Origin of the sequence: Actinacidiphila glaucinigra (genome assembly GCF_900188405.1) — a bacterium.
Classification (GTDB): Bacteria; Actinomycetota; Actinomycetes; order Streptomycetales; family Streptomycetaceae; genus Actinacidiphila; species Actinacidiphila glaucinigra.
Genome location: NZ_FZOF01000033.1, coordinates 64,851 through 91,849, shown reverse-complemented (window position 1 = coordinate 91,849; position 26,999 = coordinate 64,851). Strand labels below are relative to the sequence as shown.

Below are 26,999 nucleotides of genomic sequence, written 5' to 3'. Positions count from 1 at the left end.
AGCTTGAACGAGCGCGTTCTGACCCCCCGCAACCGTGGCTTCCTCTTCCTCGACTCCCACCCGGAGGGCTGCCGGCGGTCGGTGGCCGACATGTGGCGGGCCTGTCCCGACCCCGCGGACGCGCCGCAGGGCCCCGGACCCGTGGCGCTGGTCATCGGCTCCTCCGCCGGATACGGCCTCGCCGCCACCCTCGCCGGACTCAAGCGCGCCGGCATCCGAGGCATCGCGGTGTCCTTCGAGAAGGCCCCCACGGAACGACGCACCGCCACCGCCGGCTGGTACCGCACCGCCGCCACCGCCGACATCGCCCGCACCGCCGGGCGGGACCTGGTCTTCCTCAACGGCGACGCGTTCTCCGACACGATGAAGGACCAGGTCGCCGACCTCGTCGAGCGCCGCTTCGGCGGCAGGCTCGACCACCTGGTCTACTCGGTCGCCGCCCCCCGCCGTACCGACCCCGACACCGGCACCACGTACGCCTCCGTCCTCAAGCCCATCGGGCGGGCGCACCTCACCAAGACCCTCGTCTTCGACGACCAGGGCGTTCCCGAGGTCCGCGAGGTCGAGACCGGACCGGCCGAGCCGGACGACGTCGAGCAGACCGTGGCCGTGATGGGCGGCGCGGACTGGGAACGCTGGATCGACCACCTCAGCGACCGGGGCGTGCTCGCCGAGGGCTTCAGCACCGCGGCACTGTCGTACATCGGGTCGCCGCTGACGGCGGCGATCTACCGGCAGGGCACGATCGGCGTGGCCAAGGCCCACCTGGAAGCCACCGCCCGCACCCTGGACGAGCGGCTCGGCAAGACCGTCGGCGGGCGCGCGGTGACCTGCGTCAACGGCGCCGCCGTCACCCAGTCCTCGACCGCCATCCCCGGAATCGCCCTCTACACCGGCCTGCTGCGCGGCGTCCTCGGTCAGGACATGCTCCCGCCCGTCCGTCAACTCGCCGCCCTGTGGGACGACCTCACCGGCCGTTCCCCGCTCGCGCCGGACGACGAAGACCGGATCCGCCTGGACACCTGGGAACTCGCCGACGACGTCCAGGCAGCGGTCGCCGACCGCTGGGAAGCCGCCACCACCGACACGATCGGCGGCCTCGCCGACCTCGACTGGTTCCACGCCGAGGTCCGGCGGCTGTACGGATTCTCCGTGCCAGGCGTCGACTACGCGGCCCCTGTGGCCACCGACGTCCCCTGGCCGGGCCAGACCCCCTGACCTCGAGGGCCGGCCGGCCGGGGCACCTGGCGGCGGCGTGACGTAGTGTTCGCGAAGCCTCACCGCCTTCCAGGAGAACCCGATGCCCTTGCAGGCCCGCCTTGTCGCCGCGCTGGCCGTCCCCTTTCCGGCAGGCCGTGCCGACGCGCTGGAGGTGCTCGGCCCGCCCGGCCGACGCATGCTGCTGCAGCGCTGCGAGGACGACATCGTGGTCCACGCACTGGAGGACGACCCCCTCCGGGTCGGGGGCGAGACGGCCCGCTTCCCCGCACCGTGGCCGCGCCGTTTCGGACGGTCGACGGCGGCACCGGACGGGAGCCTGGCCGTTTTCGCCGGGACGCACGCCGTGCGGGCCGTGGAGCCCGGGGGAGCGGTCCGATGGGAGGTGCGCCACGGTTGCCGGCACCGGGCCTGCCGGGAGATGCACCGGTCGTTCGACGAGTACGCCGGCGAGCGGAACCACCGTTACGCCGAACAGGGTTCAGCGGGCTTCTCCGCGGACGGAGAGCTCATCTGGGCCCATGTACGGGGACCGCTGTCCCCGGGCGCGCCGGACGATGACTCCCGCGACGAGTGGCTGGTGCTGGACCCCCGAGACGGCACGGTGCTCGCCCGCGCCGACGCCCGGGCCGCTGCCGCCGGCAGCGTGCACGTGCCTCACCCCGACCCTCGGCAGATGGGTCTGAGCATTGGCGAGGGACAGGAAGGTTCGCCGCTGCGCTGGGGACGCTGGGACGGCCGGCAGTTGACGATGGACGACTTCGGCGGCCGGGACCTGGTGCTGATCGGCGTCAGCCCCTCGGGCGGCCGACTGATGACGGTCACCCACGACCAGGACCGCCTCGCGGTACTCGACGTCGAAGACGGCTCCGTCCTCGCGGAGATCGACGCCGGGTCGGCCATCGCGCGGCATCCGGGCACGGAGCCCGACAACGACGAGGCCGAGCCCTACTGGGACTACGCCGGCGGCTTCCTCGACGAGACCGATGCCATCACCTCCTCCGTCGAAAGCGACGAGGAATGGGGAGAGGGCCGGCACTGGCTGACCGACACCTCGGGGGCACACGCTCCGAGGCGCATCACGTACCCCTTGCCGGTCACCGGCCTCCCGACCGCGCTCGGCGACGGCACCTGGTACACCACCGCCGACGCCGGGGCCACACTGCAGGTGTGGGCCCGCCCCTGACCGCCCCCCGACCACGTGCCCTGGGACCGCCCGGCGCCGAGGTGCCGCCGTCAGCGGGTGACTCCCGCCTCGGCTCGCGCGTAGAACGCGGCGAGTTCGTGGGGGTTCTTGGTGTGGACGTCGATCCTGCGGACCGTGCCGTCCTCGACCTGGTGGATCTCGACGATGGTCAGGGGGAACTCCTCACCGGTGGTGTGGGCCGTGAGCGTTCCGGTGAGTGTTCCGACGACGGTACCGGCCGGGCCCTCGAACACCTCGGCGGCGCTGATGGCCACGCCGGCGTAGCCCATCATCGCGCCGAGGACGGACCGCACGAACACCTCCCGGCCCTGGTGCACTCCGCCGTACGGGAGCTGTTCCGGCTCGTCGACGATCACCTCGGGGGCGAGCCTGGCCAGGACACCCGGCACGTCTCCCTCGCTCAACGATGCGTATAGCCCCCGCACCACGTCCGCGGGGCTCTGCGTCACCGCGTCGGTACCGTTGCTCATCTTGGGTGTCCCTTCGGTCGGCTCGACTCCCGGCGGATCCGGGCACACACCATGCAACGGCAGACGGCCGCGGCGGGGGAGTCCTCGCCGTGAGGGGTACCGGCAGGGACCCCCACGGCCGGCGCGGCCTGCCTACCCTGTTCCCATGGACAACCGGGACGTAGTCAGCGCCTTCCTCCGCTCCCGACGGAACAGGACGACCCCGGAGCAGGCGGGTCTGCCGACGTACGGGCAGCGGCGGGTGCCCGGACTGCGCCGGGGGGAGGTCGCCACGCTCGCCGGGGTGAGCGTCGAGTACTACACGCGCCTGGAGCGCGGCAATCTCAAGGGCGTCTCCGACAGCGTGCTGGACGCGCTCGCCCGGGCACTGCGCCTCGACGACACCGAGCGCATGTACCTCTACGACCTCGCCCGCGCCGCGGGCCCCGCGCCCGGAGCATCGCGGCGCGAGCCCCGGCCCACGGTGCGCCCGAGCGTGGCGCGGATCGTCGAGGGAATGCCGGGTATGCCGGCGTTCGTGATGAACGACCGCCTGGACACCCTGGACGCGAACCCGCTCGGGCGGGCCCTGTACGCGCAGATGTACGCCGATCCGACCTGCCGGGCGAACGTCGCGCGGTTCGCCTTCCTCAGTCCCGAGGCCCGGCGGTTCTACGTGGACTGGGAGCGCATGGCCCGCTTCGCCGTGGGCGCGCTGCGCGTGGAGGCGGGCAGACACCCGCATGACCGGGAACTGACGAACCTGATCGGTGAACTGTCCACCCGCAGCGACTCCTTTCGCGTGCTGTGGGGATCCCACGACGTCCATGTGTTCCGCGAGAGCACGAAGCGTCTCACCCATCCGCTCGTCGGCGACCTGGAACTCGACCAGGAGACGATGAGGCTGCCGGACGACAGCGGCCTGAGCGTGGTCGTCTACAGCGCGCCGCCCGGCACCGCTGCCGAGGAGGCCCTGAAGCTGCTCGCCGTCGGGTCCGCCACGAGCGGACCGGAGCAGCACACCGTACCCGCGGGCGACCCCTCGACAACGGCCCCGGTGCGCACCTGACACAGATGACTGCCGCCGCAGAACCCGCGGGGGCCGACGAGCGTCTGGCTGGTGTGAGAGCAGGCGGCTCTCGCAGACCGCATGGGGAGCAGAAATGAGCACGGTACTTGTCGTCGGAGCCACGCAGGGCACAGGGCGGGCACTGGCCGCGGAGTACGCGCGGCGCGGCGCGGACGTCCTGATCACCGGGCGCACCCGGGAACGCGCCACGACGGTGGCGGAGGAACTCGCGAAGGAGACCGGCGGTACGGTCACGGGCCTGGCACTCGACCTGAGCCGTCCGGCCGAGATCGAAGCCGCCCTCGCGTCGGTGCGGCACGTCGACCGTGTGGCGCTGGTCGGCATGGTCCGCGACATGAACACCGCCCGCGCCTATGACGTGGCCACGGCCACGACCCTGGCCACGACGAAGATCGTCGGCTACACGGCCGTGGTCACCACGCTGTATCCCCGGATGTCCGCGGACGCCTCGGTGCTGCTGTTCGGCGGCATGGCCAAGGACTTCCCGTATCCGGGTTCGACGACGCTGACGGCGGTCAATGCCGCGGTGCAGGGCCTGGTGCGCACGCTGAGTGTCGAACTGGCGCCGGTGCGGGTGAACTCCCTTCACCCGTGGGCCATCGTGGACAGTCCCTTCGTCGTGGACAACGAGCAACTGCAGGACGGCGCGCGGAAGATGACGCTCACCGGGCGGCTCGCCACCATGGCGGACATCGTCGACGGCTGCCTGTTCCTGCTCGAGAACCCGATGGCCAACGGCATCGACCTCACACTGAACGGCGGTATCGCCTGACGCCACGTGGTTTCGGCAGCCCCGGTGGCGCCTGGCGCGCCGGACACCACGACGCCCCCTCCGTTCCGGAGGGGGCGTCGTGCCGAGAGGACGCCTTGGGGGGCGTCGGCTCAGATCGTCGGCGTGTCGTCGACGTGCTCCTGGTGCACTTCGAGGACGAACTTCCAGCCGGCGCTGGCCTCCATGAAGCGCACGCGGGTGGGGTAGATGTCCAGGGCGCGGCGGTCGCGGTTCTGGCCGCCCGTGCCCTTCCGACCGCGGGCCGGCTCTTCGAACAGGTCGACCTTGACGTCCGGCACCGCGACGACTTCCTCGTCCCAGCGTTGAACGATTCCCGCGCCGAACGCCTCCCTGGCGGCGGCGTAGAGCGCCTCCAGGGACTCCCGGTTCCCGTTGGGCACGAAGAGGGCGAGGTTGAGGAGGACGCCGGCGGTCTGGAGGACCTCGATCTCCTCCCCCGCCTTGTCCGCGACCCATATCCCGGATTCCTCGGCGTTGTCCGGGAGGACGTGTATCTCGTCGCCGAAGATCGTCCTCGCGGTGAAGGATCCGCCCTCGAAATTCTTGCCCGACTTGGTGAGAGTCGCCGGTGCGTAGCAGGCGAGCCGAAGCTCGTCCATCTCTGCCGCGACGAAGATCTCGTCCTGGAGGCCCAGCTCCGAAACCTCCTCAGCCGTGAGACGTCGGGCTGCAACCTTCTCGGTGTTCACGCTCTTTCCCTTCTCCATGTAGCCGTGGACAGTTCGGCGACCCCCTGGGCGCGACGACGCCACAGCGCACCGCACGGCCGGGTGGTGACCGGACGTCACATGGCCAAGCGGTGGGCGCGTTGACTTCGCCGCCCCGGACGGGATCCCGAGGTGTCCGGCTCCCCTTACCGGTACGTGCAGAGGCAGCACGCTGGGCAGGAGGAGCCACGCGCGGTGAGTGTAGTGCGGAGGTCGGACAATGCGTCGGCGAGGGGCGCCCCCACCTGCACGGAAGGTGCTCGAAGTCGCCGCGCTCGGGGGGCAGTTGGGGATGAGTGCGGCGATCGGGGAAGCGCCCGGGCCGGCCCGGCGGCACCGATCACCACGGGCGAGCACCGCACAACCGCCCGCCGAACCGCCGGGTACCTCGGTACACCCATGAAGGCCCTGCGCGCGGCCGCGGCCGCCTTCCAGCAGACGTTCGCCGAGCCCGCCCTCGCCGCCGCCATCGAAGCGGCCGGCATCGACGACGGCCCCGCACGCACCTCTACCGGGCGGGCCGCCTGACCCATGCCGCCCCGTCCTCCACGTCGACGTTCCCTGGCTCCTCCGTCAGTACGAGCGAGCAGGCTCTGCCCGACCAGCACGTCATCAGCTACTTCTCCGCCCTCGTGGTGGCGCTGGCCCGCCACCGCGTCGACCCGCCCCGCCTCGGCGTCGACCCGGACGCAGGCTGGCGCGCCGCCGCCCTCCTGCAGACCCTCCTCCTGCGCCCCCTCCCGGCGCTCAACGCCCGCTACGCCTGCGCCGTGGTCATCGCCTTCATGCACGCCATCGGAGAGGGCCTGAGCACCCCCTACGGAGAACTCGTCGAGCTCTGCAAGGACCTGATGGCTCGCCGCCTTACCCGGGCGGCGTTCCGCGGCGCCTCCCGCTCGGTGGCCTCGTGCTCGCACCCGCACGTTCCCGTCGCGACGCATGGGGTCCTCGGCTCGCGTCGGACCCGGATGGTGAACCGCCGTGGACGTTTCGCCGACGCTCTGCTGAATAGTCCACGATTGTGCGCTTTTGATGTAAGGGGCACGCGTTCGGGGTCCCGGCCCGGGCTACAGTTGGTTGACCATTAAACAAGTTCCGATTGGTGTGCTTGCCGATGACCGAGAACCGCCAGAACTCATCCTCCGAAGCCGCAAGCGCCGGCGTTCTGATGCAGATGCTCAGCGGCTACTGGGTGACTCAGATCGTCCGGGCCGCAGTCGACCTCTCCATCCCCGACCACCTGGCCGATGGGCCCCTCGGCGCGGAGGAGATTGCCGAACGGGAGTCCAGCGATCCCGCCACCACCTATCGGCTCCTGCGCGCCTGCGCTTCGCTCGGCCTGGTGGAGCACCAGGGTGAACGCCGGTTCTCCGACACCCCGCTCAGCAGGCTGCTCCGTACCGGGGCGCCGAACACCCTGCGGGAGGTCGCCCTGACGTGGGCGGGCCCCTCGCACTGGCGTGCCTGGGAGCGGTTCCCGGAGGCCGTCCGAAAGGGCGGCACCCAGATCGAAAGCGCGCTGGGCACGGACTTCTTCAGCTACCTCGGCGACAACCCCGCCGAGGCGGAACTCTTCTCGGTCGCCATGTCCGGCATGTCGGAACAGCTCAATCGCGACCTCGCCCGGGCGCTCGACACCACCCGCACCACGGTCGCGGTCGACGTCGGCGGCGGCACGGGGGCGCTGGTGCAGGGACTCCTGATGGCGAACCCGAACCTTCACGGCCAGAGCCTGGACCTGCCCCACGCCGCCGCCGCGGCGCGGGCCTCGGCCGAGAAGCAGGGGCTGACCGACCGGTTCACCGCGGTCACCGGGGACTTCTTCGAGTCCGTCCCGCCGGCCGACCTGTACCTCCTCAAAATGGTCCTGCACGACTGGAACGACGCCGATTGCGTCAGGATCCTCGAGAACTGCCGCGCCGCCGCACGGCCGGGCGCTCGGGTCGTCGTCGTGGAGAACGTGATCGGGGAGATCGGAGCGCCCGGCTTCGAGCCCCTCGCGGACATGCACATGCTGGCAATGCTGCCCGGGCAGGAGCGTGATCTCCCCGAATTCGACGCGCTCTTCGCCGCATCCGGATGGCGGCGCACGGCCGTCAGCCCGACGGGATTCCAGTTCAAGATCATTGAACTGGAGGCCAGCTGATCCCTGCGGGGGAGTAGGCGCCCCCGGCGGAGCCTTCGCGGCGGCGTCCGGCACCTGGACGCCGGTGCGGGGTCCGGGCGCTGCGTGACGTCACGCACCCGGGCCGGCGGAGGTCTCCCGATGTCAGGCGGGTGCACGGCCTGCGCCCGCTGACGGGTGCGGGGGGCCGGCGGTGTCCGCTGTCGGCGGAGCCGTTCAGCCCTGCTGAGGGCGGTTCGGCCGGGGCGCGGCGGTCTCGCCCCTCACCCGGACGCGGTCGATGAACCACGCGCCCAGTCCCACCAGCAGCGCCGCTCCGGCCGCGTAGACGGGCAGCCACAGGGTGGTGGTGGCGGACAAGCAGCCGGCGACGGCGTCATGACTCTGGACCGCCTGCGCTTGGGGGAGGGCGGCACCCGCGCGATCGGCCAGGTTCGCCAGCGCCGCCTCTGTCCGGATGCTCTCGTAGGTGCCCAGCGCGGCGCATCGGCTGCGGGTGCCCGGCATCGGGAACAGCCACGCCCAGCGCTGCATCATGGGGGCCAAGGTGATCGCCACGCACAGACCGACGACCAGCGAGTACGCCACCAGATTCCGCACGTAGGCCGATCGCAGCCCGGGCGTCCACGTCGGCAGCCGGTAGAAGGTGAAGATCACCGCGAGCAGCGTCAATCCGATGTACACGGCGAACCATTGCCAGGATCCCTGCGCCAGGAACGCCGTCAACACGGCGGCGAGCGCGAGGCCGATGACCCCCGACTGCCCGGAGGCGTCAGGACCCCCGCCGGCGGATACCGCTTTCCGGGCTCCACGAGTGCTGTGATCGTCCACATCGTCTCCTGCCTGTCCGGCTGTCAGCATCCAGTCCCCGGACCTCGCGGGCCCGGCGCCATGCCGGACGATCATGAAAGCCTGGCCCGGTTGGCGGGGCGCCGCCGGAGCCTTGGACCTGCGGGAGACGGGGGAGGAGCGGCAGGGAAAGGCTTGGCAAAGGGACTTCGCGGCCCCGTGGCCCCGGGCGCCGCCGAGTTGGCCCCCATAGCCGAGCCGACCAGCGCGGATGTCCGTCCGGGTGCCTGATTCGGCGCCCTGTGGGTGCTGGCGGCTTTGCGTCGTGTGTCGTATACACGCCCCCGATACGCCCAGTGAACAGTTTTGAACGGGCGAAGCGCGGCCTTCACTCAGCGAACACAAAGGAACATGCCTTTCACCCAAAAACATCAAAAAACCGCAACGCTGCGCGCACGTTGTGCACTCGCATCGTGACGTTGGGTCACATCAGTCGCCTCAGGCTCCTTATTGACATGGACAGAGCGGATCTCGCTAATGGGCTCCGGCGAACGCTCCGACGTCCGCCGTCGCCAGGAGCCGTACAACGGCTCGATCCCTGCAAGCACGCATGGGAGTCACGTTGCGCAGACCAGCGAAATCCCCCCACAACCTCCGCCGGACGGTGACCAGAGGCCTGGCGGTCCTCGGCGCCGCCGCCATGGCGGTGCTCGGAATACAGGCGCCGGTATTGGCCGCCTCGGGCGCCACGGGCGCGAAGTCATCCGCCGCGGCCACCGGCGTCCGCCGCTCCTTCGAACCCACCTGTGACACGGCCAAGCCCGGCCACTTCAGCTGCTTCGCCCTGCGCCGCACCGACATCAAGCCCGTCAAGGGACTGATGCCGGCGGTGGACACACCGGCCGGCTACGGTGCGGCCGATCTGCAGAGCGCCTACGACCTCCCGGCCGACGGCGGCGCCGGACAGACCGTCGCCATCGTGGACGCCTTCGACGACCCGACCGCCGAAGCGGACCTCGCCGTCTACCGGGCCCAGTTCGGACTGCCGGCCTGCACCACGGACAACGGGTGCTTCCGCAAGGTCGACCAGCGCGGCGGCACCGACTACCCCGTGCCAGACCCCGGTTGGGCCGGCGAGATCTCGCTCGACCTCGACATGGTCTCGGCGACCGCGCCCAACGCGCACATCCTGCTGGTCGAGGCCGACGACAACAGCTTCGAGAGCCTGTCCGCCGCCGTCGACCAGGCGGTCGCGATGGGCGCGAAGTACGTGTCGAACTCCTACGGCACCGACTACCGCGGCGGGAACGGCGAGGACCCGTCCGAGACCACGGACCTGGACGCCCACTACAACCACCCCGGCGTCGCGATCACCGCGTCCACCGGCGACTACGGCTACGGCGTGAGCTACCCGGCCGCCTCGCAGTACGTGACCGCGGTCGGCGGCACCACGCTGACCCGCGATTCGTCCACCGCCCGCGGATGGACCGAGTCCGCCTGGAGCCTCGCCGGTTCCGGCTGCTCGCTGTACGAGCCCAAGCCCGCCTTCCAGCACGACACCGGGTGTGACAACCGGGCACTGGCCGATGTCTCCGCGATCGCCGAGGACGTGGCGGTCTACCAGACCTACGGCCACAACGGGTGGGCGGTCTACGGCGGCACCAGCGTCTCGGCGCCCATCATCGCCTCGGTGTACGCGGCCGCCGGTACCCCCGTCGCCGGCTCGTACCCGAACGCGTACCCGTACGAGGCCGGCACCGGGATCAACGACATCACCACCGGCAGCAACGGCAGTTGCTCCCCGTCGTACCTGTGCAACGGCGCCGAGGGCTTCGACGGCCCGACCGGCCTGGGCACGCCCGCCGGCCTGACCGCGTTCCGCACCGGGGCGCACGGCGTGATCTCCGGAACCGTGACCGACAGCGCCACCGGCAAGGCGGTCAGCGGTGCCACGGTCACGGCGGGCACCGGCATCGCCCACACCGACGCCTCCGGCGCGTACTCGCTGACCGTGCCCACCGGAACCTACGACGTCTCCGTCGAGGCGTTCGGCTACGCGGGCGGCTCGGCCGACGGGGTCGTGGTGGACGACGACGCCACGGTCACCAAGAACTTCACCCTCACCGCGGTACCCAGCCAGACGATCGCCGGCAAGGTCACCGACGGCTCCGGCCACGGCTGGCCGCTCTACGCCAAGATCACCGCGGACGGCGTCCCCGGCGTGGTGTGGACCGATCCCGCGACCGGCGCGTACAGCCTGGACCTGCCCGAGGGGCACTCCTACACCCTGCACGTCGCCTCGGCGACCCCCGGCTACAAGGCCGTCGAGAAGAAGGTCACCGTCGGCGACTCCGCGCAGACCGTGGGCATCGCGGTCCCGGCGGACTCCTGGACGGGGAACCCGCCCGGCTACCGCGTCGACGTGACCGGCACCAACGAACCGTTCGACGCCACCGACGCCCCGCCCTCCGGCTGGAAGGTGGACAACGCCGAGGGCACCACGGGCGGCTGGGAGTTCGACGACCCGGGCGACCGCGGCAACCACACCGGCGGTGACGGCGCGTTCGCCGTCATCGACAGCGACCACTTCGGCGGTGGCGCCACCCAGGACACCTCACTGCTCAGCCCGGTCTACGACTTCACCGGGAAGAACGACCCCGAGGTGGCCTTCAACACCGAGTACAAGCAGTACGGCGGCCAGTCCGCGGTCGTGGAGGCCACCTCGGACGGCGGCAAGAACTGGACCAGGATCTGGTCCCCGGGATCGGACATCACCGGCGACCGCATCGAGGCCTCGCTGTCCGACTTCGCCGGCAAGCCCGAGGTGCAGCTGCGCTTCCACTTCTCCGGCAGCTTCGGCTGGTGGTGGGCCGTCGACGACGTCTTCGTCGGTGACCGGCAGCTGACCGCCATCCCCGCCGGCCTGGTCGTGGGCACCGTGACCGACGCCAACACCGGTACGGGCATCGTCGGCGCCACCGTCACCAGCCAGGACAAGCCGGCCGAGAAGACCACCACGGCGGCCACCCCCGACGACCCGAACCTGCCCGACGGCTACTACTCGTTCGTCTCTACCGCCTTCGGCAGCCACCCCTTCACCGCGGCCAAGGCGAAGTACACCTCGCTGACCAAGAACGCCAAGGTCGGCGCCGACAGCGCCGTCCAGGCCAACTTCAAGCTCAAGGCCGGCAAGATCACGATCACTCCGGCCTCGGTCTCCGACTCCGTCGCCTGGGGCGGCTCCAAGACGCAGAACCTGACCGTCAAGAACACCGGCGGCGCCGCCGCCACCGTCAAACTCGGCGAACAGTCCGGTGGCTTCACCCAACAGGCCAAGGGCGCGGCCCTGCAGACCGTCAAGGGTGAGTTCAACCCGCTGTCCAGCAAGGCCCACACCGCCGCCAAGGCCGGCCCGACCGCGGCGGCCCCGGCCGACGACACGTGGCAGACGGCCCCGGACCTGCCGGGCGCCCTCATGGACAACGCCGTCGACACGCTGGACGGCAAGGTCTACTCGGCCTTCGGCTACAACGGATCGGCCGACGTCAAGGACCTGTACGTCCTCGACCCGGTCGCCGGCAGCTGGACGAAGCTGGCGAGCGCGTCCGACACCCGTGAGGACCCCGCACACGGGTTCATCGACGGCAAGCTCTACGCGGTCGGTGGCTGGGGGCCGTCGGGCTCCCCGGACGCGAAGCTGGAGATCTACGACCCGGCGTCGGACAGCTGGACCACGGGTGCGTCCGCGCCCAAGCCCTACGCGGGCTCCGGCACGGCCGTCCTGGACGGCAAGCTGTACATGATCGGCGGCTGCGGCGGAGACTTCTGCGGCACGACCGACGCCAGCGTCTACGACGCGGGCACCGACAGCTGGTCCCAGATCGCCGCCTACCCCGAGCCCATCTCGTGGGAGGCGTGCGGCGCCATCGACGACCAGATCTACTGCGCCGGCGGTCTCGGCGCCAGCGAGAACGACGTCGTCCACTCCTACGTCTACGACCCGGGTGCCGACAGCTGGTCCCAGCTCGCGGACGTCCCCGCCCCGCAGTGGGGTACCTCCTACGCCGCGGCCAACGGCCGTCTGCTGATGGTCGGCGGCGTCGGCAACAACGCCCTCACCAACCGCGGCCAGGCCTTCGACCCGAAGTCCGGCACCTGGGGCACCCTCCCCAACGCCAACGTCGCGACCTACCGCGGCGGCGGCGCGCCCGGCTTCTACAAGGTCGGCGGCGGCAACGCCCCCGGCAGGCCGATCAGCAAGGTCGAGGTGCTGCCCGGCTACGACCAGGGCGGGGCGAGCGATGTCGACTGGATGAGCGAGAGCGTCCAGGAGCTCACCCTGCAGCCCGGGGCCAGTGCGACCGTCGCGGTCTCGCTGGACGCCTCGGCCGCCTCGGTGACCCAGCCCGGTGACCTGACCGCAGGCCTGAGCGTGGGCACCGACACGCCGTACGCCGTGCCGCGCATCCCGGTCAGCCTGCACGTCGACCCGCCCAAGACCTGGGGCAAGATCAGCGGCCTCGTCCTGGGCAACAAGGCCACCGGCGGCACCGCGCCGCTGGCCGGGGCGACCGTACAGATCGACAGCTGGGCCGCGAGCTACACGCTCACCACGTCCGCCGACGGCACGTACGGACTGTGGCTCGACGTCCGCAACAACCCGCTCACCGTCATCGTCGCCAAGGACGGCTACCAGCCGACCGTCACGACGGTGAAGCTCAAGAAGGGAGCGACGGTCACCGCCAACTTCACCCTGAAGCGCAAGTAACGGGGCAAGCGCCGGAACGGCGCCGACGGCCCCGGCAACGGGCCGTCGGCGCACCCCCGGACGCCGCCCCCGGCACGACGACGGCCGGTCCCCCTCGGGGGCCGGCCGCCGCCTGTGCCCTGTCGTTCCGTCGGCCCTACTCGGCCTCCTTCCCCTTCCCGAGAAGGCGCCGGTTCTCCGCGCGCTGCGTGCTCACATCGGGGATGACGGCCACGGCCTCCGCGCAGCGGCCCTGCCGTACGAGCAGGCGGGCCAGGTCGGTCGCCGCCTGGCTGCCGGGGCACCGACGGAGGAGGGCGACGGCCTCTTCCGTACGGTCGTCCCGCGCGAGCAGCCAGGCGATCGTGACCTCCAGGTCGTCCACCTCGTCCGGCGGAAGCGCCTCGATCTCGGCGATGGCTTCCCGGCTGCGCCCTGCCTCGCCCATCAGCCACCACCGGTTGGACCGGAGCCAGTACCTCTCGTTCTCCTCGAGGAACTCGGGACTGCGTCCCTCGGTGAGTTGGACGGCCTTGTCGGGGTGTCCCTGTTCGGCCATGAGGATCATGGTCGACTGGAGGAGGCTCTCGTAGAGGTCGTCGAAGGTGTGTCCCACCACCTGGACGGCTTCGTCGAGGCGGTCCTGTCGGATCAGGAATTCCTGCAGTGCCACCATGAAGTTGTCCGGGCCTGCGGCGGGGTCGTGGAAGCCACGCAGGTAGGTCTCGGCTTCCGCGGCCCTGCCGAGGTCCTCCAGGGTCGTGACGTATGCGCGGACGGCCTTGGGATTCCGGGTGCGGGTGGCCAGTTCGCGCAGCGGCTCGATCCGCCCATGCCGGGCGAGCAGTTCGGCGTGGAAGTCGACGGTGTTCTCCGGCCCGTACCGACGTGCGGCCACGTCCGCGCCGAGCAGCGACATGGCCTCGTCCGCCCGGCCGGAACGCTCCAGGACGGTGGTTCGAGCGGACAGCGCGTACCACAGGTCGCCGATGCCGCACTGCCGGGGATCGCGGCTGAACTCCTCGGCGACCGGGGTGAGCAGTTCCAGCAACCGGTCATCGCGGTCCTGGCCCTCGGTGATCCTCACCAGGGCCTGCAGCACCCCCCGCTCGCCCAGGTACGGTACGAGCGCGTCGATCGCCTCGTCCACCCGCCCTGCACCGACCAGAACCTCGGCGTAGTCGGGCCACGCGTCGCCGGGCTCCGCGCCCGGGCCCGGGGGGTGCGCCAGCTCCAGTGCCTGTTCAACGCGGCCCCAGCGCAGCAGGACGTCGGCGCCGGCGCGTATCGCGGGCTGCCATCCGGTGGCCGTGAACGGTTCGACTACCGCCCAGGCGCGCGCGAACTCCCCGTCCGCGCACAGGCCGCGCACGGCACCCTCCGCGCAGAACCAGTCGCCGCGCTCTCGCGCCGCCTCCACCAGCACTTCCAGGCCGCCGCGTTCGAGTATCTCCTCCACGAGCCGCGGTGGGACACCGCCGTGCCAGTCCTTCTGCCACACAAGATCGTCAATGTTCACGCGGGGCACCCTAGGTCCCGCCACCGACACCGCCGCCGGCACCGCCGCCGACACCGCCCCAGGCCGCTCGGAGCAGCCCATACGGGCTGCGGGCCGTGGAACGAACTGCCTCCTGCGCATGGCGGGTTCGTGCGGGATCCGTGAAGGGCGGGCTTCGTGCCGGCGGCGGGGCCAACGGTCACCGTCCATACATGTACGCGCCAACCTCTCGGTGGCTGCACGCCGCCCCGCGCCACTGCAATGCCCTGGCAGCACCGACCGGGCCGTAGGGCCGTACTCCGCACGTCAGGGATCGCGTACACACATGCAGCCTTCCGCATCACCTTCTTCGTCCGGGCACTCCGCCGAACTTCGTGACGCCGTACGCCACATGGACAGGCGCCGTTTTCTGACCGTCACCGGCGCGGCCGCGACGCTGGCCTTCGCCGTGAACATCCCGCTGGGAGGCACCGCCGCCGCGGCCGAGGCGAGCGCCGTGCAGATCACCGAGAACCCCTTCACGCTGGGCGTGGCCTCGGGCGACCCGCTGCCCGACTCGGTGCTGCTGTGGACCCGGCTCGCGCCCCGTCCGTACGAGAGCGGCAGCGGCCTGCCCCAGAAGCGTTTCAAGGTGCGCTGGGAACTCGCCCACGACGAGCGCTTCACCCGCATCACCAAGCGCGGCACCGTCGACGCGCACCCGGAGTACAACCACGCCGTGCACGTCGAGGTGGGCGGCCTGGACTCCGACCGCGTCCTGTACTACCGCTTCCGCGTGGGCCAGTGGGTCAGCCCCGTCGGCCGCACCCGCACCGCCCCGTCCAAGGGCGCCCGCCTGACCGAGCTGCGCCTCGCGGCGGTGTCCTGCCAGGCGTACCACGACGGCTACTTCACCGCCTACCGTCACCTGGCCGACGAGGACCTCGACGCGGTCTTCCACCTCGGCGACTACCTCTACGAGTACGCCGTGACCGCGACCGGCGGCGCCCGCGCCTACACCGACCGCGTGCTGCCCTCGCACTTCAACCGCGAGACGCTCACGCTGGAGGACTACCGGCTCCGGTACGCCCTCTACAAGTCCGACCCCGACCTGATGGCGGCCCACGCGGCCCACCCCTTCGTGGTCACCTGGGACGACCACGAGACCGAGAACAACTACGCGGACGACACCCCCGAGAACGACGTCCCCCCGGAGGAGTTCCTGCTCCGGCGGGCCTCGGCCTACCGCGCGTACTGGGAGAACCAGCCGCTGCGCCGCCGGCAGCTCCCGCAGGGCCCCGAGGCCCAGCTCTACCGGCGCCTGCAGTTCGGGCGGCTCGCCCAGTTCGACATCCTCGACACCCGCCAGTACCGGTCCGACCAGGCGTACGGCGACGGCTGGCAGGTCCCGGGCCCGGAGTCCCAGGACCCGGCCCGCACGATGACGGGCGCCACCCAGGAGCGCTGGCTGATCGACGGCTGGCGTTCCTCGAAGGCGACCTGGAACGTCGTTCCCCAGCAGGTCACCTTCGCGCAGCGCAAGGACCGCTCGACGCCCGACTTCAAGGTCTCCATGGACTCCTGGGACGGCTACCCGGCCTCCCGGCAGCGCCTCCTGGACGGCTGGGAGTCCGCGGGCCAGGACAACCTCGTCGTCCTCACCGGCGACGTCCACGTCCACTACGGCTTCGACATCAAGAAGGACTTCGACGACCCGGCGTCGAAGACCCTCGGCACGGAGATCGTCACCAGCTCGATCTCCAGCGGCAAGGACGGTTCCGACAAGCCGTCCAACTGGGCCACCTACATGCAGGCCAACCCGCACCTGAAGTTCTACAACGGCCGCCGCGGCTACGCCGTGGTGACCCTCGGCAAGGACGAGGCGCGCGCCGACTTCAAGACGGTGTCCGCGGTGACCACGCCGGGCGCACCGATCACCACCGCCGGCTCCTTCGTCACCGAGGCCGGCAACCCGGGACTCACGCCCGCCTGACCGGCTGAGAGGCCGCGGTACGCAGCGGGCCCCGGGGTTGCCTCCCGGGGCCCGCTGCGCGGTGGTGCGGCCGGGGGCCGTGCTGCCGTGCGTTCTGCCGCAGCCGCCTGTAGTCCCGGACCAACGGCCCTACCCTGGAGGGGTGTTCTCACCCGAAGGGCCCTCGCTGCGCGAGCTGGCCGTACAGGCCTTCTCCTCCGTCGAGCGCGGCTACGACCTGCTCGCCCCGAAATTCGACCACACGCCGTACCGCACTTCGGACCGGATCCTCGATGCGACCTCTGCCGCCCTGCGCCCGTTCGGTCCCTTCGATGACGGGCTCGACGTGTGCTGCGGCACGGGAGCGGGGCTGCGCGTCCTGCGACCGCTGTGCCGGGGCCGGGTCACGGGAGTGGACTTCAGCGCCGGCATGCTCGCCGAGGCGCGCCGTGCCCACCCGGACGCGGAATGGATACGCGTGGACGCGCGGAGACCGCCCTTCGCCGCCGAGTTCGACCTGGCCGTCAGCTTCGGCGCTTTCGGCCACTTCCTGGCCACCGACCGCCCGGCCCTGTTCACCGGGGTGCACCGCGCTCTGCGGTCCGGCGGACTCTTCGCCTTCCCGGTGTTCGCGCCGCCCCGTATCTCCTCCCGGAGCTACTGGGTGCCCGCCGGGTTCGACGCGGCGATGCGGATACGGAACGCGGTCTGGCGGCCGCCGTTCGTCATGTACTACCGGACCTTCCCGCTGCGTGCCGTGCGCGCCGAGCTGACCGCGGCTGGCTTCACGGTGCGGACCACGGTGCTGCCCGGCTTCGGCCGCCGCCCGGACGGTGCCCCGTACGCCCGTCTGGTCGTGGCCCGCAAGGACTGACGGCGGGTCCCTCACCCCGGTGTGCGGAGCCGAGGAGCCGCGGGCGCCGTATCCGAGATGCCGGGTCGGCAGCTCCTAGAGCGACGCGGCCAGCGTCAGGGCCGTGGCCACGGCCACGGGCAGCAGGACGATGGGGGTCACCGCGGCGTTGCGGGTCGCGCTGTCGCCGTACTCGCCCTTCTTCACGTGGAAGCTGATCGCACCGACGAGCACCACCACCGTGCCCGCGGCAGCCGCGATGCCCAGTGGCTGCCACCAGATGCCGACGCCCAGCCCGACGGCCGCGGCCACCTCTGCGATGCCCACGAAGCGGACCAGTCCGGAGCCGAGCCCCTTGTCGATCAGGCCCTCCGGCACGGGGCCCTTCAGCTGCACCTTGGGCGCGCCGGCGGCGAGGAAGACGAGGGCGAGCAGAACGCTGAGGATGACGGCGGCTGTGTACACGATGGTTCCTAGTCGTCAAAGAAGAAGTGAAGGCAAGCCCGGTGCGAGGGGCCGGTCGCGCGGCCCCCGCCCGTCGGCCGGGGCGTCTCGATGATCACCTGCGAGAACGCTGCTCCCGGGTTCGATCCCGGATCCCATGAGAACATTACTTGACGCGTCAAGCAACTGGCCGGCTGATCGAGACGCGCCATCGTGAGCCAGGTCTCACCGGCGGAAACGGCGTCCACGCCGCATGCGGCGCTACAGCGGCGACCCGGGACCGAGCGCCGGCCGAAGGCCCCGGGCACGGGAGGGCCCGCGGGACAGGACCCGGCGGTCCCGCTCGCCGACGACATCGCGTGCGCGGTGCGGCTCGCAGGTTCTAGCCTGACCGCATGCCGCTCGACGACGCTTTCAAGGCCCGTATGGCCGAGCCGGACTTCTGGCCGGTGTACCTCTTCGACGACGACGCGCCCGACGTCTTCGAGGAGGATGCCGACGAGCAGGAGACCTTTGTCACCAGGTTCCGCCTCGGCGAAGCCTTCGCACTCGTTCTGGATTTCACGCCCGGGCTGGAGTACGTGGAACTCGCCCTGGAGGCGCCCGGTCTCCCGGACCCGACGACCGTCGGCTGGGACGACCAGGCCCACTTCCATCCGCACGTGATGCCGTGGCGGGAACTGGATCTCCTGTGCCGTGCGGTGGCCCTCGGCGACCCCGAGCTGCGTCATCCCGGGCCGATGGCGGCGCTGCTGTGCCGGTTCGCGTTCCTGGCCGACAACGACGACCTGGACCGCGTCACACCGCTGGTGGACGGCGCGTTCGCGCTCATGAGGCCCAGCTCGCGGGAGGCGCGGCCGCGGCCGGAGACCCGCGCCTGGCTCGATCTCCGGAATCTCGCCGGTACCGGCCTCGATTGGTCCGCCCGTCCCGACGGCCACGACGCCGTCGACCAGCCCGGCACGGACGGGCTGCCGCTCTACAGTCTGCGCACCCCGGACTCGGAGGAGTTCCCCTTCGCGGCATGGTCCGCGCTGCTCACCCGTGCGCGGGAATCCGTGTCCGCCCTCGCCCGGGACCCCGCTCTGGCACGTCCCGGAGTACGGCAGGCCCTGGACCGGTGCACCGCCCCGGACGGCCACGGACACCTGCCCGCCCTGGCCGACGCCCTGGCAGCCGCCGGATACACCCACCCTGTTGTGATGCGCGCGCTGGAGCGGCCCGTTCACCGGGCAGAGGCTTGCTGGGTCGTGGAAACGATGAGCGGGTTGCCGCAAGGGGAGCTGGTGTCGCGCTGGTTCGGTCCGAGCCCACTCGCGGGTTCCGAGACCTGGCGCCTCTCGCTCCACGTCCCGGTGCTCGGCCGCGCACCGCGTTTCGGGCATCAGATCGCCGAGGCGCTCGACGCGGCCCTGCGGGAATCCGATCTCGGGCACGCGGAGGTCGGCGGTAGCTCGATGCGGCCGGAGAACGGCACCTTTGTCTGCACGTCGACCAGCATCGACGTACTGATCCGCGACGACCTCACCCGCGGCGTCGGGGTCGTCTCGCGCGTTCTCCACGACCACGACGCCGCACAGACCGCCACGCTCCACCCGGCCGGAAAACCTGACGTCATCACCTTGCCCGCGTAGCCGTCACCGACGATCGCGGCCCCGGAGGGCGTGGGGTCACGCGGTCCGCAGGCGCGCGCATCGGCGGCAGGCGCGGGCCGAGGCCGCCACCACGGCGTGCGACACGGCCGCGAGCGCGCCGGCCGGCGCGAGCAGCGGCCAGTTCGCGGCCAGGACGCAGGCGGTGGCGAGCGCGAGCGTGGCGACCGCCATGGCGACGCTGGCCGTGGTGCCGGCCCAGGCGACCGTGAGGGGCAGCCGGCGCGGTACGGGCAGCCGGCGGGCGAGGCTGCCGGTGACGGCCAGTGCCGCCGCGGCGAGCAGTGCCGCGACACCGGCGACGCCCGCCAGGTGAACGGCCAGCAGCTGAGCCACGCGTGGCAGTGCCCAGGGCTGATCCTGGCCGGTGGTCCAGGCCAGATACCAGCAGGCGACCAGGAAGGGAGTTGTGAGGGCGACAGCCCGGGCGGTGTGCCGGGCCTGGGCGATGGTCAGTTCGCGCTGGCAGCCCGGGGCGATCTCGTCGACGGTTCCGAACTCTTTGATTGCTCGGTGGGCGGCGCGTGGGTCGGCCGTTCCCGCGCGGGTGTGCGCCGTCACCGTGTCCGCGAGGCCGCCGCGGATCTCCTCGATCATCCTGGCCTTGACCCGGGCCGGGCCGTGCAGCGCGGCGGTCAGGGCCGTGACGTAGTCCTCGACGGGATCGGCCTGCCGGCCGGCCGCGTTCATGTGGCCACGCCGGGCGGCGGCGTGGGGTTCAGCACCGATCCGATCGCCGTGGTGAACTCGCTCCACGCGGTCCGCTCGCCGGCCAGCGAGCGCCGTCCGGCGTCGGTGAGCTCGTAGCATCGCCGTCGCCGTTCACCGGTGGACTGCCAGCTGCTGCTGAGCAGACCCAGGCGCTCCAGCCGGTTCAAGGCCGGATAGATCGTGCCCGTTCGCAGTTCCAGTACGCCGTCACTGCGGTGCTGGACCGCGGCGATGATCGCGTAACCGTGCAGCGGACCCGGTTCGAGCACGGCCAGCAACAGTCCGTCCAGGTGCCCTCGCACCGCGTCTGCCCTCATGTGTAGGCAGCCTACCCAAAGCTGGCGTAGGCAGTGTATGTATTGGCAGCCAACATATTCACGCTTCTGCTCGGAGGAACCCGCGGTGACCAAGGTGATGCTGTCCCTGCATGTCCTCGCGGCGATCGTGGCGGTCGGATCGATCACGGTGGCAGCGTCCGTGTTTCCCCGCTACGCACTGCAGGCATCCGGGGGTGCGGACCCGGACGGGCGGGCCGCCGCGATCGCCGGACTCCTGCACCGGATCTGCCGCGGCTACGCCGTCGCGGGTCTCGCCGTGCCGGCCTTCGGGTTCGCCACCGGCGCCCTGCTCGGGGTCCTCACCGACGCCTGGCTGATCGCGTCGCTCGCGTTGACCGTGATCGCCGCAGCCATCCTGGCCATGGCGATCCTGCCCGGCCAGCAGCAACTGCTCGCCTTGGCCGAGGGCGGCGCGGCGGCCGGCGGTGATCCGCGTCCTGTGGCGACCCGGCTGACCATGCTCACCGGCATCTTCAACCTTCTGTGGGCAGTCGTCGTCGTTCTGATGATCGTCCGTCCCGGCTCGACCACCGGAGCGTGATCAAGGCCCCCGAACGCAGGGCGATTCCACCGCTCCTGACTCACGCTCCAGAAATCACCTAGCCGGACGCCGTACGACGAGTGAGGCGTTCTGGCGGCCGATCGCGTTGATCTCGGCGAGGTCGCTCCTCGATGTCGAGGTGGCGTGCGCGACAAGGGCATCGGCATCCCGGGGACGGACGGCGGCGTCGGCGATAGAGGCATACCCGCCACCTCGGCCGGAATCCCCGTGCCACGCGCTCGGGCGGCGTCCTCACGTTCGAGTACGAACATCGCCGATCCCTCACCCGTGACGGTGCCGTGCGGTCGGGGTTCCTGTTGCGGCCTCCGACGCCACCGAACGGGCGGACGTATTGCATACAGTATTCGAGACGCCTAGGGTTGCTCCATGCTGCAGACGAAGCTCAAGGGCCTGGCCCTTTCCGTGGTGATGCGGTCGGCGGTGGGCGGAGCGGTGCCCACCCGCGAACGGGGGTGCCGGGCATGACGACTTATGGCGATGACGCGACGATAAGGCGGATACTCACCGAGGCCGGTGACACCTGGGCCGTGGTGGGCCTGTCCGACAACCCCGATCGGGCCGCCTACCGGGTGGCCGAAAAGCTGCAGCGGATCGGCAAGAGGGTGGTGCCCGTGCACCCGAAGGCGGAGACGGTACACGGTGAGCAGGGCTACGCGTCCCTGGCGGAGATCCCCTTCGCGGTGGACGTCGTGGACGTGTTCGTGAACTCGGCGCTCGCCGGAGATGTCGCCGACCAGGCCGTGGCGATCGGTGCCAAGGCGGTCTGGTTCCAGGTGGACGTCATCGACGAGGCCGCCTACGCCAGGACGCGCGACGCCGGTCTGCTGATGGTGATGGACCGCTCCCCGGGACGCGAGATACCCCGGCTGGGCCTGGGCTGACGCTCCCCGACCGCCCCGCGCGATCACACATCACCGTCGCCCAGGCGGTGTCCGTCAGGGCCGCCGGCCGGGAAGCGCGATGCGCTGGGGTGGGGCGGCGGCCCAGACGAGGCGCGACGTCCGGGGTCTGTCACCGTTGACCTCTGGGCGTCCATGGCTCCGCTGCCGGATCTGCACAGTGTGTTGTGCGGTGTATCGATACATTGGGGGTGTGCTGTCGGGACGGGCCGGATGTGGGAACCGGTGAGGTTGAGGGGTCTTTGGCCATGGGGGAGTCCGGGTACACGGAGCGCTGGCTGGAGACCGGCTCGGGTCCCGGCGCCGTGGTCCGGGCCCGTGTGACGCAGGCGGACCAGGCGATCCAGGCGGCGTACCGCAAGTGGCTGGACCACGCCACCGAATGCCCCTCGTGCCAGGACGGCGCCGCCCGCGAGTGCACGGTCGTGCAGCCCCTGTGGGACGCCTATCGGGCGGCTCAGCGGGAAGCCCTGTGACCTCTTGGCCGTGATGCCGATGAGGGGCGCGCAGTCCTTAGGTCGGTGCGGCGGATGCGGTGGTGCGCTCGTGTGGGGGACGGGTGTCAACCCGTCGAGCGTGCTGTTCTGGGCGTGTTGGCTCGGCCGCACCCAGGGCGGGGTTGGTGGCGTCGTCGCCGGCCTCGGTGTCGTCCGGGGCGACGTCGTACAGCATGAGCGCGCTGTACGTCCTGAAGAGCAGGTCGGCGGAGGCTTTCCAGTCGTGGTCGCGGGCTGCGGTCGGCAGTCCCTCGACGGCTTCGGCCAGTTGCCGGGGCCGGTTGTGGTGGATGTTCTGGGCGCGGTTGATGCCCAGGTCCACTCCGAGCTGACCGCCTTCTACGGCGGGCTGCCGGCCCGCAGTGGCCGTGTCGCCGAGGGGGGAGAGCTACCACGACAGCTGGACGGCCGTGCTCGATATCTACAGTCTGCCGCCGGACCTCCTCGACTACCGCGGCATGCGTGCGACGGACCCGTCCTCCCCGCTGCGCCCGGAGTACGCCGACTCCTGCCTTTCGCTCTGGCTGGTCACGGTCGTCCGCGACGTGAGGGCGTCCCCGGTGATGCTGGGGGACCTCACCCCGGCGTACCGGTCCAGCGAGAACGCCAATTACTACTACCTGCTGTTCGGCGAGGCGCGTCGCTTCGACTACGCCTCCGCCTACCTGAGGACGGAGTGCAATGTGCTGCGCGGGCTGCTGCACCCTGCGGCCCCGCCGGACACTGGGGCCCTGTCGGCATGTGACGCGGGCCCGGATGCCGGCGTGGGCGGGCACATGCCGGGCTGCGCCGTCGCATCTTCGGCATGATCGGAGCCCGGCAGGGCCAAGGCGGTGAAATCGCGGCCGCCCCCGTGCGGCCCGGGGTGTCATATGCGCTCAATGGATGGGCGAACGCTGTACGGCGTTCGCTTTCCACGTGCCCTCGGCCGGTCCGTGCTGAGGGCGAAGGGAGTGCGCAGTGATACGTCTACGCATGGTGCCCGCAGCCGCTCTCGCGGCGGCGATGAGCGCGGCGGCGATGAGCGCGGTGGCGGCTCCGCAGGCCGTGGCCGCGCCGGTCGGCGACCAGGACACCGCCTTTGTGAGGACCGTCCACCAGGGCAACCTCGCAGAGATCGCAGCGGGGCAGGACGCGCAGGCGCACGCGACGACGGCTTGTGTGAAAGAGGTCGGCGAGGTACTCGTCCGCGACCACACCAAGCTCGACACGGATCTGAAGGCCCTCGCGGGGAAGCTCGGTGTCTCGCTGCCCGCCGGCCCCAGCGCCATGCAGAACCAGGAACTGGCCTCGATCCGGGAAAAGGCCGGCTCGCCGGCGTATGACGCCGCGTGGCTGAAGGCGGCGGAGGCCGGCCATGCCGCGACGCTCGCGCTGATCGACCGGGAAGTGAAGTCCGGAGCCAATGCCGAGGTCGTGGCCGCGGCCCGAGCGGCCCGACCGGTCGTGGCGATGCACCTGCAGATGGTCGAGGGCGGCACCTGCCACGCGGGCATGGACGTCGGCACCATTCACGCGGGCAACGGCGGCCAGCTCGCCGCGGCCGACGACGGTTCTCACGGCACTGCCGCGCTCGTGACGGTCGCCGGCGGTGCGCTCCTGGCCGGTTTTAGCACCGGATGGCTTCTGCGCATCCGGCGACGGAGCGCCACCGGCCGTTGATCCCACTGTCCGCACACCGCGCTGCGACTGCCCTGGCCGCTCTTGGCGCCGGCGCGGGTGCGGTCGCCATGGTGGCGGGATGGGCCCTGCTCGCGGGGCCCGCGCCCATCGGCGATGTCGGCAGCCTGAGGCAATCGCCGAGGGCTGCCGCACCCGGCGGTCCCGCCCCCTCGCCTCCCATCGAGATCCGCGGTCCCGGAGGCTTCCACGCTCCCTTGGTGCCCGTGGCGGCAGCGCCGGACGGCGCCCTGGAACTCCCCAAGAGCGGGCGCGTGGGCGGCTGGTGGGCGTTGGGCGCGGCGACGGGTTCCGCCGACGGCACGACACTGATCGCCGGCCATGTCGACACCCGGCGGGAAGGCATCGGAGCCTTCGCCGCCCTGCTCTCCCTCGAACCGGGAGCCGCGATAGACGTCGCCGCCGCCAGCGGTGACGTCTACCACTACGTCGTCACGGCTCGCCGCACCTACCCCCGGGGAAGCCTCCCTGCGGCGCTCTTCACCCGCGACGGCCCGCCCCGCCTGGCCCTGGCCACCTGCACCGGGGCCTACGACAGGGCCAAGGGCGGATACGACAGCACTCTCGTCGTGTACGCCACCCCGGACCCGAAGAGCGTCCGCGCGGGTGCCGCGTAGCCGACACCGTGCGGTCGCGCGGGAGACCGAGGTGATCGGCGGTGTCGGTGGTGACGTACGAGAAGCCGTTGCGAGGGGTCCCGGAGCGCCCCCTCGCAGCACAACGGCGGACCGCCACCGCCACGCCTCACCACAAGGCACCCCGTACCGCGTCCGCGCCCCTGGGCACGCAAGCCGCCTTGCGCGAAAGGCTGACGGCATATCGAACCCACGGTCGGTTCCCGCATGCTCGACCGAACGAGAGGTCATGGCGAGAGCGGCGCGGGTGCCCTCTGGGGCACCTCGGGGCGGATGTCCCTGCCCCAGTGGGATGGGCGACGAGGACGCTGGAGCAGCCGGGGCCGCGCGGCGGCCGCGCACCGGCACGGGAGTTCTCGGCCCCCCGGCGCGGCGTCGGGGGCGCTGGAGGCGCCGGGGCGTGCGCCGTTCGGCAACCGGAGCGCCCGGCGATGGTGCCCCGATCGCGGTCTTCCGGCCGCTAACCCCCGCCGCGGGCACGTCACACCGCTCACGGAGGCGGTCCGGTGGCGCAGGAGCACTCTGTCGATCACTCCTGCCCCCGACGGCAGGTTTACCACCCCTGGAGCGCTGATCCGCCCCGTTCACGCCGTACCTCGCGCCGGATCCGGGCTGCTTGAGTGGATCACAGGGTCACCGCGGTCACGTCGTCACCGGCCGCCGCGGTCGCCTCCGTTCGTTCACCAGCCCTGCTGGAGGGAATGTGTCCACACTGGACAGCGCCACCGGTTCCGCCGTCGAAGAGCCCGCCCGTGATCCCACGGCCGAGCAGCTCACCAGTCTGAGCACCCGCGCGGCACGCCAGCTCGCCACGACCACCAAGTCGCAGCCGCAGATGCAGGCCATCACCTCGCGATGGCTGCTGAAGGCCCTGCCGTGGGTGGACGTCAAGGGCGGCACGTACCGGGTCAACCGGCGCCTGCAACTGCGCACGAACCGCGGCCGTGTGCACTTCGAGCACAACGGGAGCGACGACATCCGCGTCATCCCCCAGTCGCTCACCGAACTGCCGGTCCTGCGCGGCTACGACGACACGGACGTCCTGCGGGAGATCGCCGGCCACTTCCGGCCCCAGGAGGTACGCGCCGGCCAGGTGCTCTTCGAGGCCGGCCAGCCCGTGACGGAGGTGTACCTGGTCGTCCACGGCCGGTTCACCCGCTACACCTGCGGCAAGTACGGCGACGAGGGGATCATCGGGGTCGTCACCGACGGCGATCAGCTGGGCGACGAGGCCGTGGGACAGTCCGATCCGCTGTGGTCGGCCTCGGTGCGGGCCGAGACGGCCGGGGTGGTCCTCGCGATGCCCTGGGCATCCGTCGAGGACCTCACCGAACGGGCGCCCTCCCTCGGCGCGCATCTGCAGTCCTACGTCGACCGGCAGCACCGGCCGATGAACCGCAAGGGCGAGGCCGATGTCCCGGTGCAGGCCGGCCACGTGGGCGAGCCGACGCTCACCGGCGGCTTCGTGGACTACGAGCTCGCCCCGCGCGAGTACCAGCTGTCCCTCACCCAGACCGTGCTGCGGCTCCACAGCCGGGTCGCCGACCTCTACAACGACCCGATGGACCAGACCGAGCAGCAACTGCGCCTGACCGTCGAGGAGATCCGCGAGCGCCAGGAATGGGAGCTGGTCAACAACCGGGAGTTCGGCCTGCTGCACAACGTCGACTACGGCCAGCGGGTCAGCACCTTCTCCGGTCCGCCCGTCCCGGACGACATGGACGAACTGCTGTCGATGCGCCGCAAGACGAAGGTCTTCCTCGCCCACCCCAAGGCGATCGCGGCCTTCTTCCGGCAGTGCAACCGGCGCGGCCTGATGCCCGGCACCGCCACCATCGACGGCCACGAGGTGCCGGCGTGGCGAGGGGTCCCGATCCTGCCCTGCGGCAAGATCCCGATCCGGGACGACCAGACCACCAGCATCATCGCGCTGCGCACCGGCGAGGCCGACCAGGGCGTCGTCGGCCTCTACCAGACCGGAATCCCCGAGGAGCACCAACCGGGCCTGAACGTCCGGTTCATGGGCATCGACTCCGCCGCGATCGTCAGCTACCTCGTCACCGCCTACTACTCGCTGGCCATCCTCGTGCCCGACGCGGCGGGGATCCTGGAGAACGTCCAGGTCGGCCGGCTCCCCGAATGACGGCCTGGAGC

Annotated in this window: 26 protein-coding genes and 1 pseudogene; 18 read left to right on the top strand and 9 right to left on the bottom strand. The window is 71.3% G+C overall.

Translation table 11 applies throughout. The annotated features are described in order from the left end of the window. Positions 1-3: 3 nt before the first annotated feature. Together fabV and CHF15_RS38325 are read left to right on the top strand one after the other, a co-directional pair. The gene (fabV, locus tag CHF15_RS38330; protein WP_089228563.1) at positions 4-1,218 is read left to right on the top strand and encodes an enoyl-[acyl-carrier-protein] reductase FabV; all 1,215 of its coding nucleotides are present in this window, start codon (positions 4-6) and stop codon (positions 1,216-1,218) included. Positions 1,219-1,300: 82 nt separating this feature from the next. Continuing rightward, positions 1,301-2,404, top strand: coding sequence for a hypothetical protein (locus CHF15_RS38325; protein WP_089228562.1), 1,104 nt, complete (start codon positions 1,301-1,303; stop codon positions 2,402-2,404). A 50-nt stretch (positions 2,405-2,454) separates the two neighbouring features. Here CHF15_RS38325 and CHF15_RS38320 read toward each other — a convergent pair whose 3' ends face one another. Further along, positions 2,455-2,895, bottom strand: coding sequence for a nuclear transport factor 2 family protein (locus CHF15_RS38320; protein ID WP_089228561.1), 441 nt, complete (start codon positions 2,893-2,895; stop codon positions 2,455-2,457). A 145-nt stretch (positions 2,896-3,040) separates the two neighbouring features. Here CHF15_RS38320 and CHF15_RS38315 point away from each other — a divergent pair, with 145 nt between their 5' ends. Both CHF15_RS38315 and CHF15_RS38310 read left to right on the top strand, forming a co-directional pair. Next, on the top strand, positions 3,041-3,943 hold the full coding sequence (locus CHF15_RS38315) for a helix-turn-helix transcriptional regulator (RefSeq protein ID WP_089228560.1): 903 nt from the start codon (positions 3,041-3,043) through the stop codon (positions 3,941-3,943). Between the two features lie 94 nt (positions 3,944-4,037). Then, complete coding sequence (locus tag CHF15_RS38310) at positions 4,038-4,736, top strand: SDR family NAD(P)-dependent oxidoreductase (protein ID WP_089228559.1); 699 nt, start codon at positions 4,038-4,040, stop codon at positions 4,734-4,736. 110 nt (positions 4,737-4,846) lie between these two features. Here the strand turns inward: CHF15_RS38310 and CHF15_RS38305 are convergent, their stop codons facing one another. Continuing rightward, complete coding sequence (locus CHF15_RS38305; protein ID WP_089228558.1) at positions 4,847-5,446, bottom strand: hypothetical protein; 600 nt, start codon at positions 5,444-5,446, stop codon at positions 4,847-4,849. A gap of 417 nt (positions 5,447-5,863) precedes the next feature. Between CHF15_RS38305 and CHF15_RS46505 the strand changes: the two genes are divergently transcribed. The 3 genes and pseudogenes from CHF15_RS46505 (at position 5,864) to CHF15_RS38295 (ending at position 7,610) form a co-directional block, all read left to right on the top strand. Then, positions 5,864-5,992 carry a hypothetical protein gene (locus CHF15_RS46505; protein ID WP_265737425.1) on the top strand — a complete coding sequence of 43 codons (129 nt, stop codon included), beginning with the start codon at positions 5,864-5,866 and terminating at the stop codon, positions 5,990-5,992. Positions 5,993-6,002: 10 nt separating this feature from the next. Beyond that, positions 6,003-6,321: pseudogene (locus tag CHF15_RS46100) on the top strand (toxin Doc); the annotation flags it as partial. A 257-nt stretch (positions 6,322-6,578) separates the two neighbouring features. Further along, positions 6,579-7,610 (top strand): methyltransferase, encoded by a 1,032-nt coding sequence (locus CHF15_RS38295; protein WP_089228557.1) that lies wholly within the window; start codon positions 6,579-6,581, stop codon positions 7,608-7,610. A gap of 195 nt (positions 7,611-7,805) precedes the next feature. Here the strand turns inward: CHF15_RS38295 and CHF15_RS38290 are convergent, their stop codons facing one another. Beyond that, complete coding sequence (locus CHF15_RS38290; protein WP_245939267.1) at positions 7,806-8,420, bottom strand: hypothetical protein; 615 nt, start codon at positions 8,418-8,420, stop codon at positions 7,806-7,808. A 658-nt stretch (positions 8,421-9,078) separates the two neighbouring features. Between CHF15_RS38290 and CHF15_RS38285 the strand changes: the two genes are divergently transcribed. Then, positions 9,079-13,146, top strand: coding sequence for a carboxypeptidase regulatory-like domain-containing protein (locus CHF15_RS38285; protein ID WP_089228574.1), 4,068 nt, complete (start codon positions 9,079-9,081; stop codon positions 13,144-13,146). 136 nt (positions 13,147-13,282) lie between these two features. Here CHF15_RS38285 and CHF15_RS38280 read toward each other — a convergent pair whose 3' ends face one another. After that, on the bottom strand, positions 13,283-14,644 hold the full coding sequence (locus CHF15_RS38280; protein WP_143681725.1) for a tetratricopeptide repeat protein: 1,362 nt from the start codon (positions 14,642-14,644) through the stop codon (positions 13,283-13,285). 304 nt (positions 14,645-14,948) lie between these two features. Here CHF15_RS38280 and CHF15_RS38275 point away from each other — a divergent pair, with 304 nt between their 5' ends. Both CHF15_RS38275 and CHF15_RS38270 read left to right on the top strand, forming a co-directional pair. Beyond that, a complete protein-coding gene (locus CHF15_RS38275) occupies positions 14,949-16,595 on the top strand; it encodes an alkaline phosphatase D family protein (RefSeq protein ID WP_089228555.1) in 1,647 nt (548 codons plus the stop codon). Positions 16,596-16,737: 142 nt separating this feature from the next. Further along, on the top strand, positions 16,738-17,448 hold the full coding sequence (locus CHF15_RS38270) for a class I SAM-dependent DNA methyltransferase (RefSeq protein WP_089228554.1): 711 nt from the start codon (positions 16,738-16,740) through the stop codon (positions 17,446-17,448). A 75-nt stretch (positions 17,449-17,523) separates the two neighbouring features. Here CHF15_RS38270 and CHF15_RS38265 read toward each other — a convergent pair whose 3' ends face one another. Further along, positions 17,524-17,892 (bottom strand): DoxX family protein, encoded by a 369-nt coding sequence (locus CHF15_RS38265; RefSeq protein ID WP_179280151.1) that lies wholly within the window; start codon positions 17,890-17,892, stop codon positions 17,524-17,526. Between the two features lie 374 nt (positions 17,893-18,266). On the opposite strand from CHF15_RS38265, the gene CHF15_RS38260 reads away from it, so the two are divergent. Further along, positions 18,267-19,505 carry a hypothetical protein gene (locus CHF15_RS38260; protein ID WP_089228552.1) on the top strand — a complete coding sequence of 413 codons (1,239 nt, stop codon included), beginning with the start codon at positions 18,267-18,269 and terminating at the stop codon, positions 19,503-19,505. A 36-nt stretch (positions 19,506-19,541) separates the two neighbouring features. On the opposite strand, the gene CHF15_RS38255 is transcribed toward CHF15_RS38260, so the two are convergent. Together CHF15_RS38255 and CHF15_RS38250 are read right to left on the bottom strand one after the other, a co-directional pair. Continuing rightward, positions 19,542-20,213: a permease prefix domain 1-containing protein gene (locus tag CHF15_RS38255; RefSeq protein WP_089228551.1), complete on the bottom strand. Its 672-nt coding sequence runs from the start codon at positions 20,211-20,213 to the stop codon at positions 19,542-19,544. Further along, positions 20,210-20,551, bottom strand: coding sequence for a PadR family transcriptional regulator (locus tag CHF15_RS38250; protein ID WP_089228550.1), 342 nt, complete (start codon positions 20,549-20,551; stop codon positions 20,210-20,212). The genes CHF15_RS38255 and CHF15_RS38250 overlap by 4 nt, the downstream gene beginning before the upstream one ends. An 85-nt stretch (positions 20,552-20,636) precedes the next feature. Between CHF15_RS38250 and CHF15_RS38245 the strand changes: the two genes are divergently transcribed. Then, positions 20,637-21,113 (top strand): hypothetical protein, encoded by a 477-nt coding sequence (locus CHF15_RS38245; protein WP_089228549.1) that lies wholly within the window; start codon positions 20,637-20,639, stop codon positions 21,111-21,113. 54 nt (positions 21,114-21,167) lie between these two features. Here the strand turns inward: CHF15_RS38245 and CHF15_RS46830 are convergent, their stop codons facing one another. Continuing rightward, entirely contained in the window at positions 21,168-21,308 is a 141-nt protein-coding gene (locus tag CHF15_RS46830; RefSeq protein WP_107418607.1) for a hypothetical protein, read from the bottom strand. A 287-nt stretch (positions 21,309-21,595) separates the two neighbouring features. Here CHF15_RS46830 and CHF15_RS38240 point away from each other — a divergent pair, with 287 nt between their 5' ends. Next, positions 21,596-22,015, top strand: coding sequence for a CoA-binding protein (locus CHF15_RS38240; RefSeq protein ID WP_089228548.1), 420 nt, complete (start codon positions 21,596-21,598; stop codon positions 22,013-22,015). 266 nt (positions 22,016-22,281) lie between these two features. Then, positions 22,282-22,509, top strand: coding sequence for a hypothetical protein (locus CHF15_RS38235; protein WP_089228547.1), 228 nt, complete (start codon positions 22,282-22,284; stop codon positions 22,507-22,509). Positions 22,510-22,546: 37 nt separating this feature from the next. Here CHF15_RS38235 and CHF15_RS38230 read toward each other — a convergent pair whose 3' ends face one another. Continuing rightward, positions 22,547-22,852: a hypothetical protein gene (locus CHF15_RS38230; RefSeq protein ID WP_089228546.1), complete on the bottom strand. Its 306-nt coding sequence runs from the start codon at positions 22,850-22,852 to the stop codon at positions 22,547-22,549. Between the two features lie 46 nt (positions 22,853-22,898). Between CHF15_RS38230 and CHF15_RS38225 the strand changes: the two genes are divergently transcribed. From CHF15_RS38225 to CHF15_RS38210, 4 genes are all read left to right on the top strand, one after another. After that, positions 22,899-23,339: a hypothetical protein gene (locus tag CHF15_RS38225; protein ID WP_245939266.1), complete on the top strand. Its 441-nt coding sequence runs from the start codon at positions 22,899-22,901 to the stop codon at positions 23,337-23,339. A gap of 166 nt (positions 23,340-23,505) precedes the next feature. Then, complete coding sequence (locus CHF15_RS38220; RefSeq protein WP_245939265.1) at positions 23,506-24,192, top strand: DUF4142 domain-containing protein; 687 nt, start codon at positions 23,506-23,508, stop codon at positions 24,190-24,192. Between the two features lie 218 nt (positions 24,193-24,410). Then, positions 24,411-24,827, top strand: a complete 417-nt coding sequence (locus CHF15_RS45270; RefSeq protein ID WP_179280150.1) for a class F sortase — start codon at positions 24,411-24,413, stop codon at positions 24,825-24,827. A 721-nt stretch (positions 24,828-25,548) separates the two neighbouring features. Further along, positions 25,549-26,988, top strand: coding sequence for a family 2B encapsulin nanocompartment shell protein (locus CHF15_RS38210; protein WP_089228544.1), 1,440 nt, complete (start codon positions 25,549-25,551; stop codon positions 26,986-26,988). The last annotated feature ends 11 nt before the right edge of the window (positions 26,989-26,999 follow it).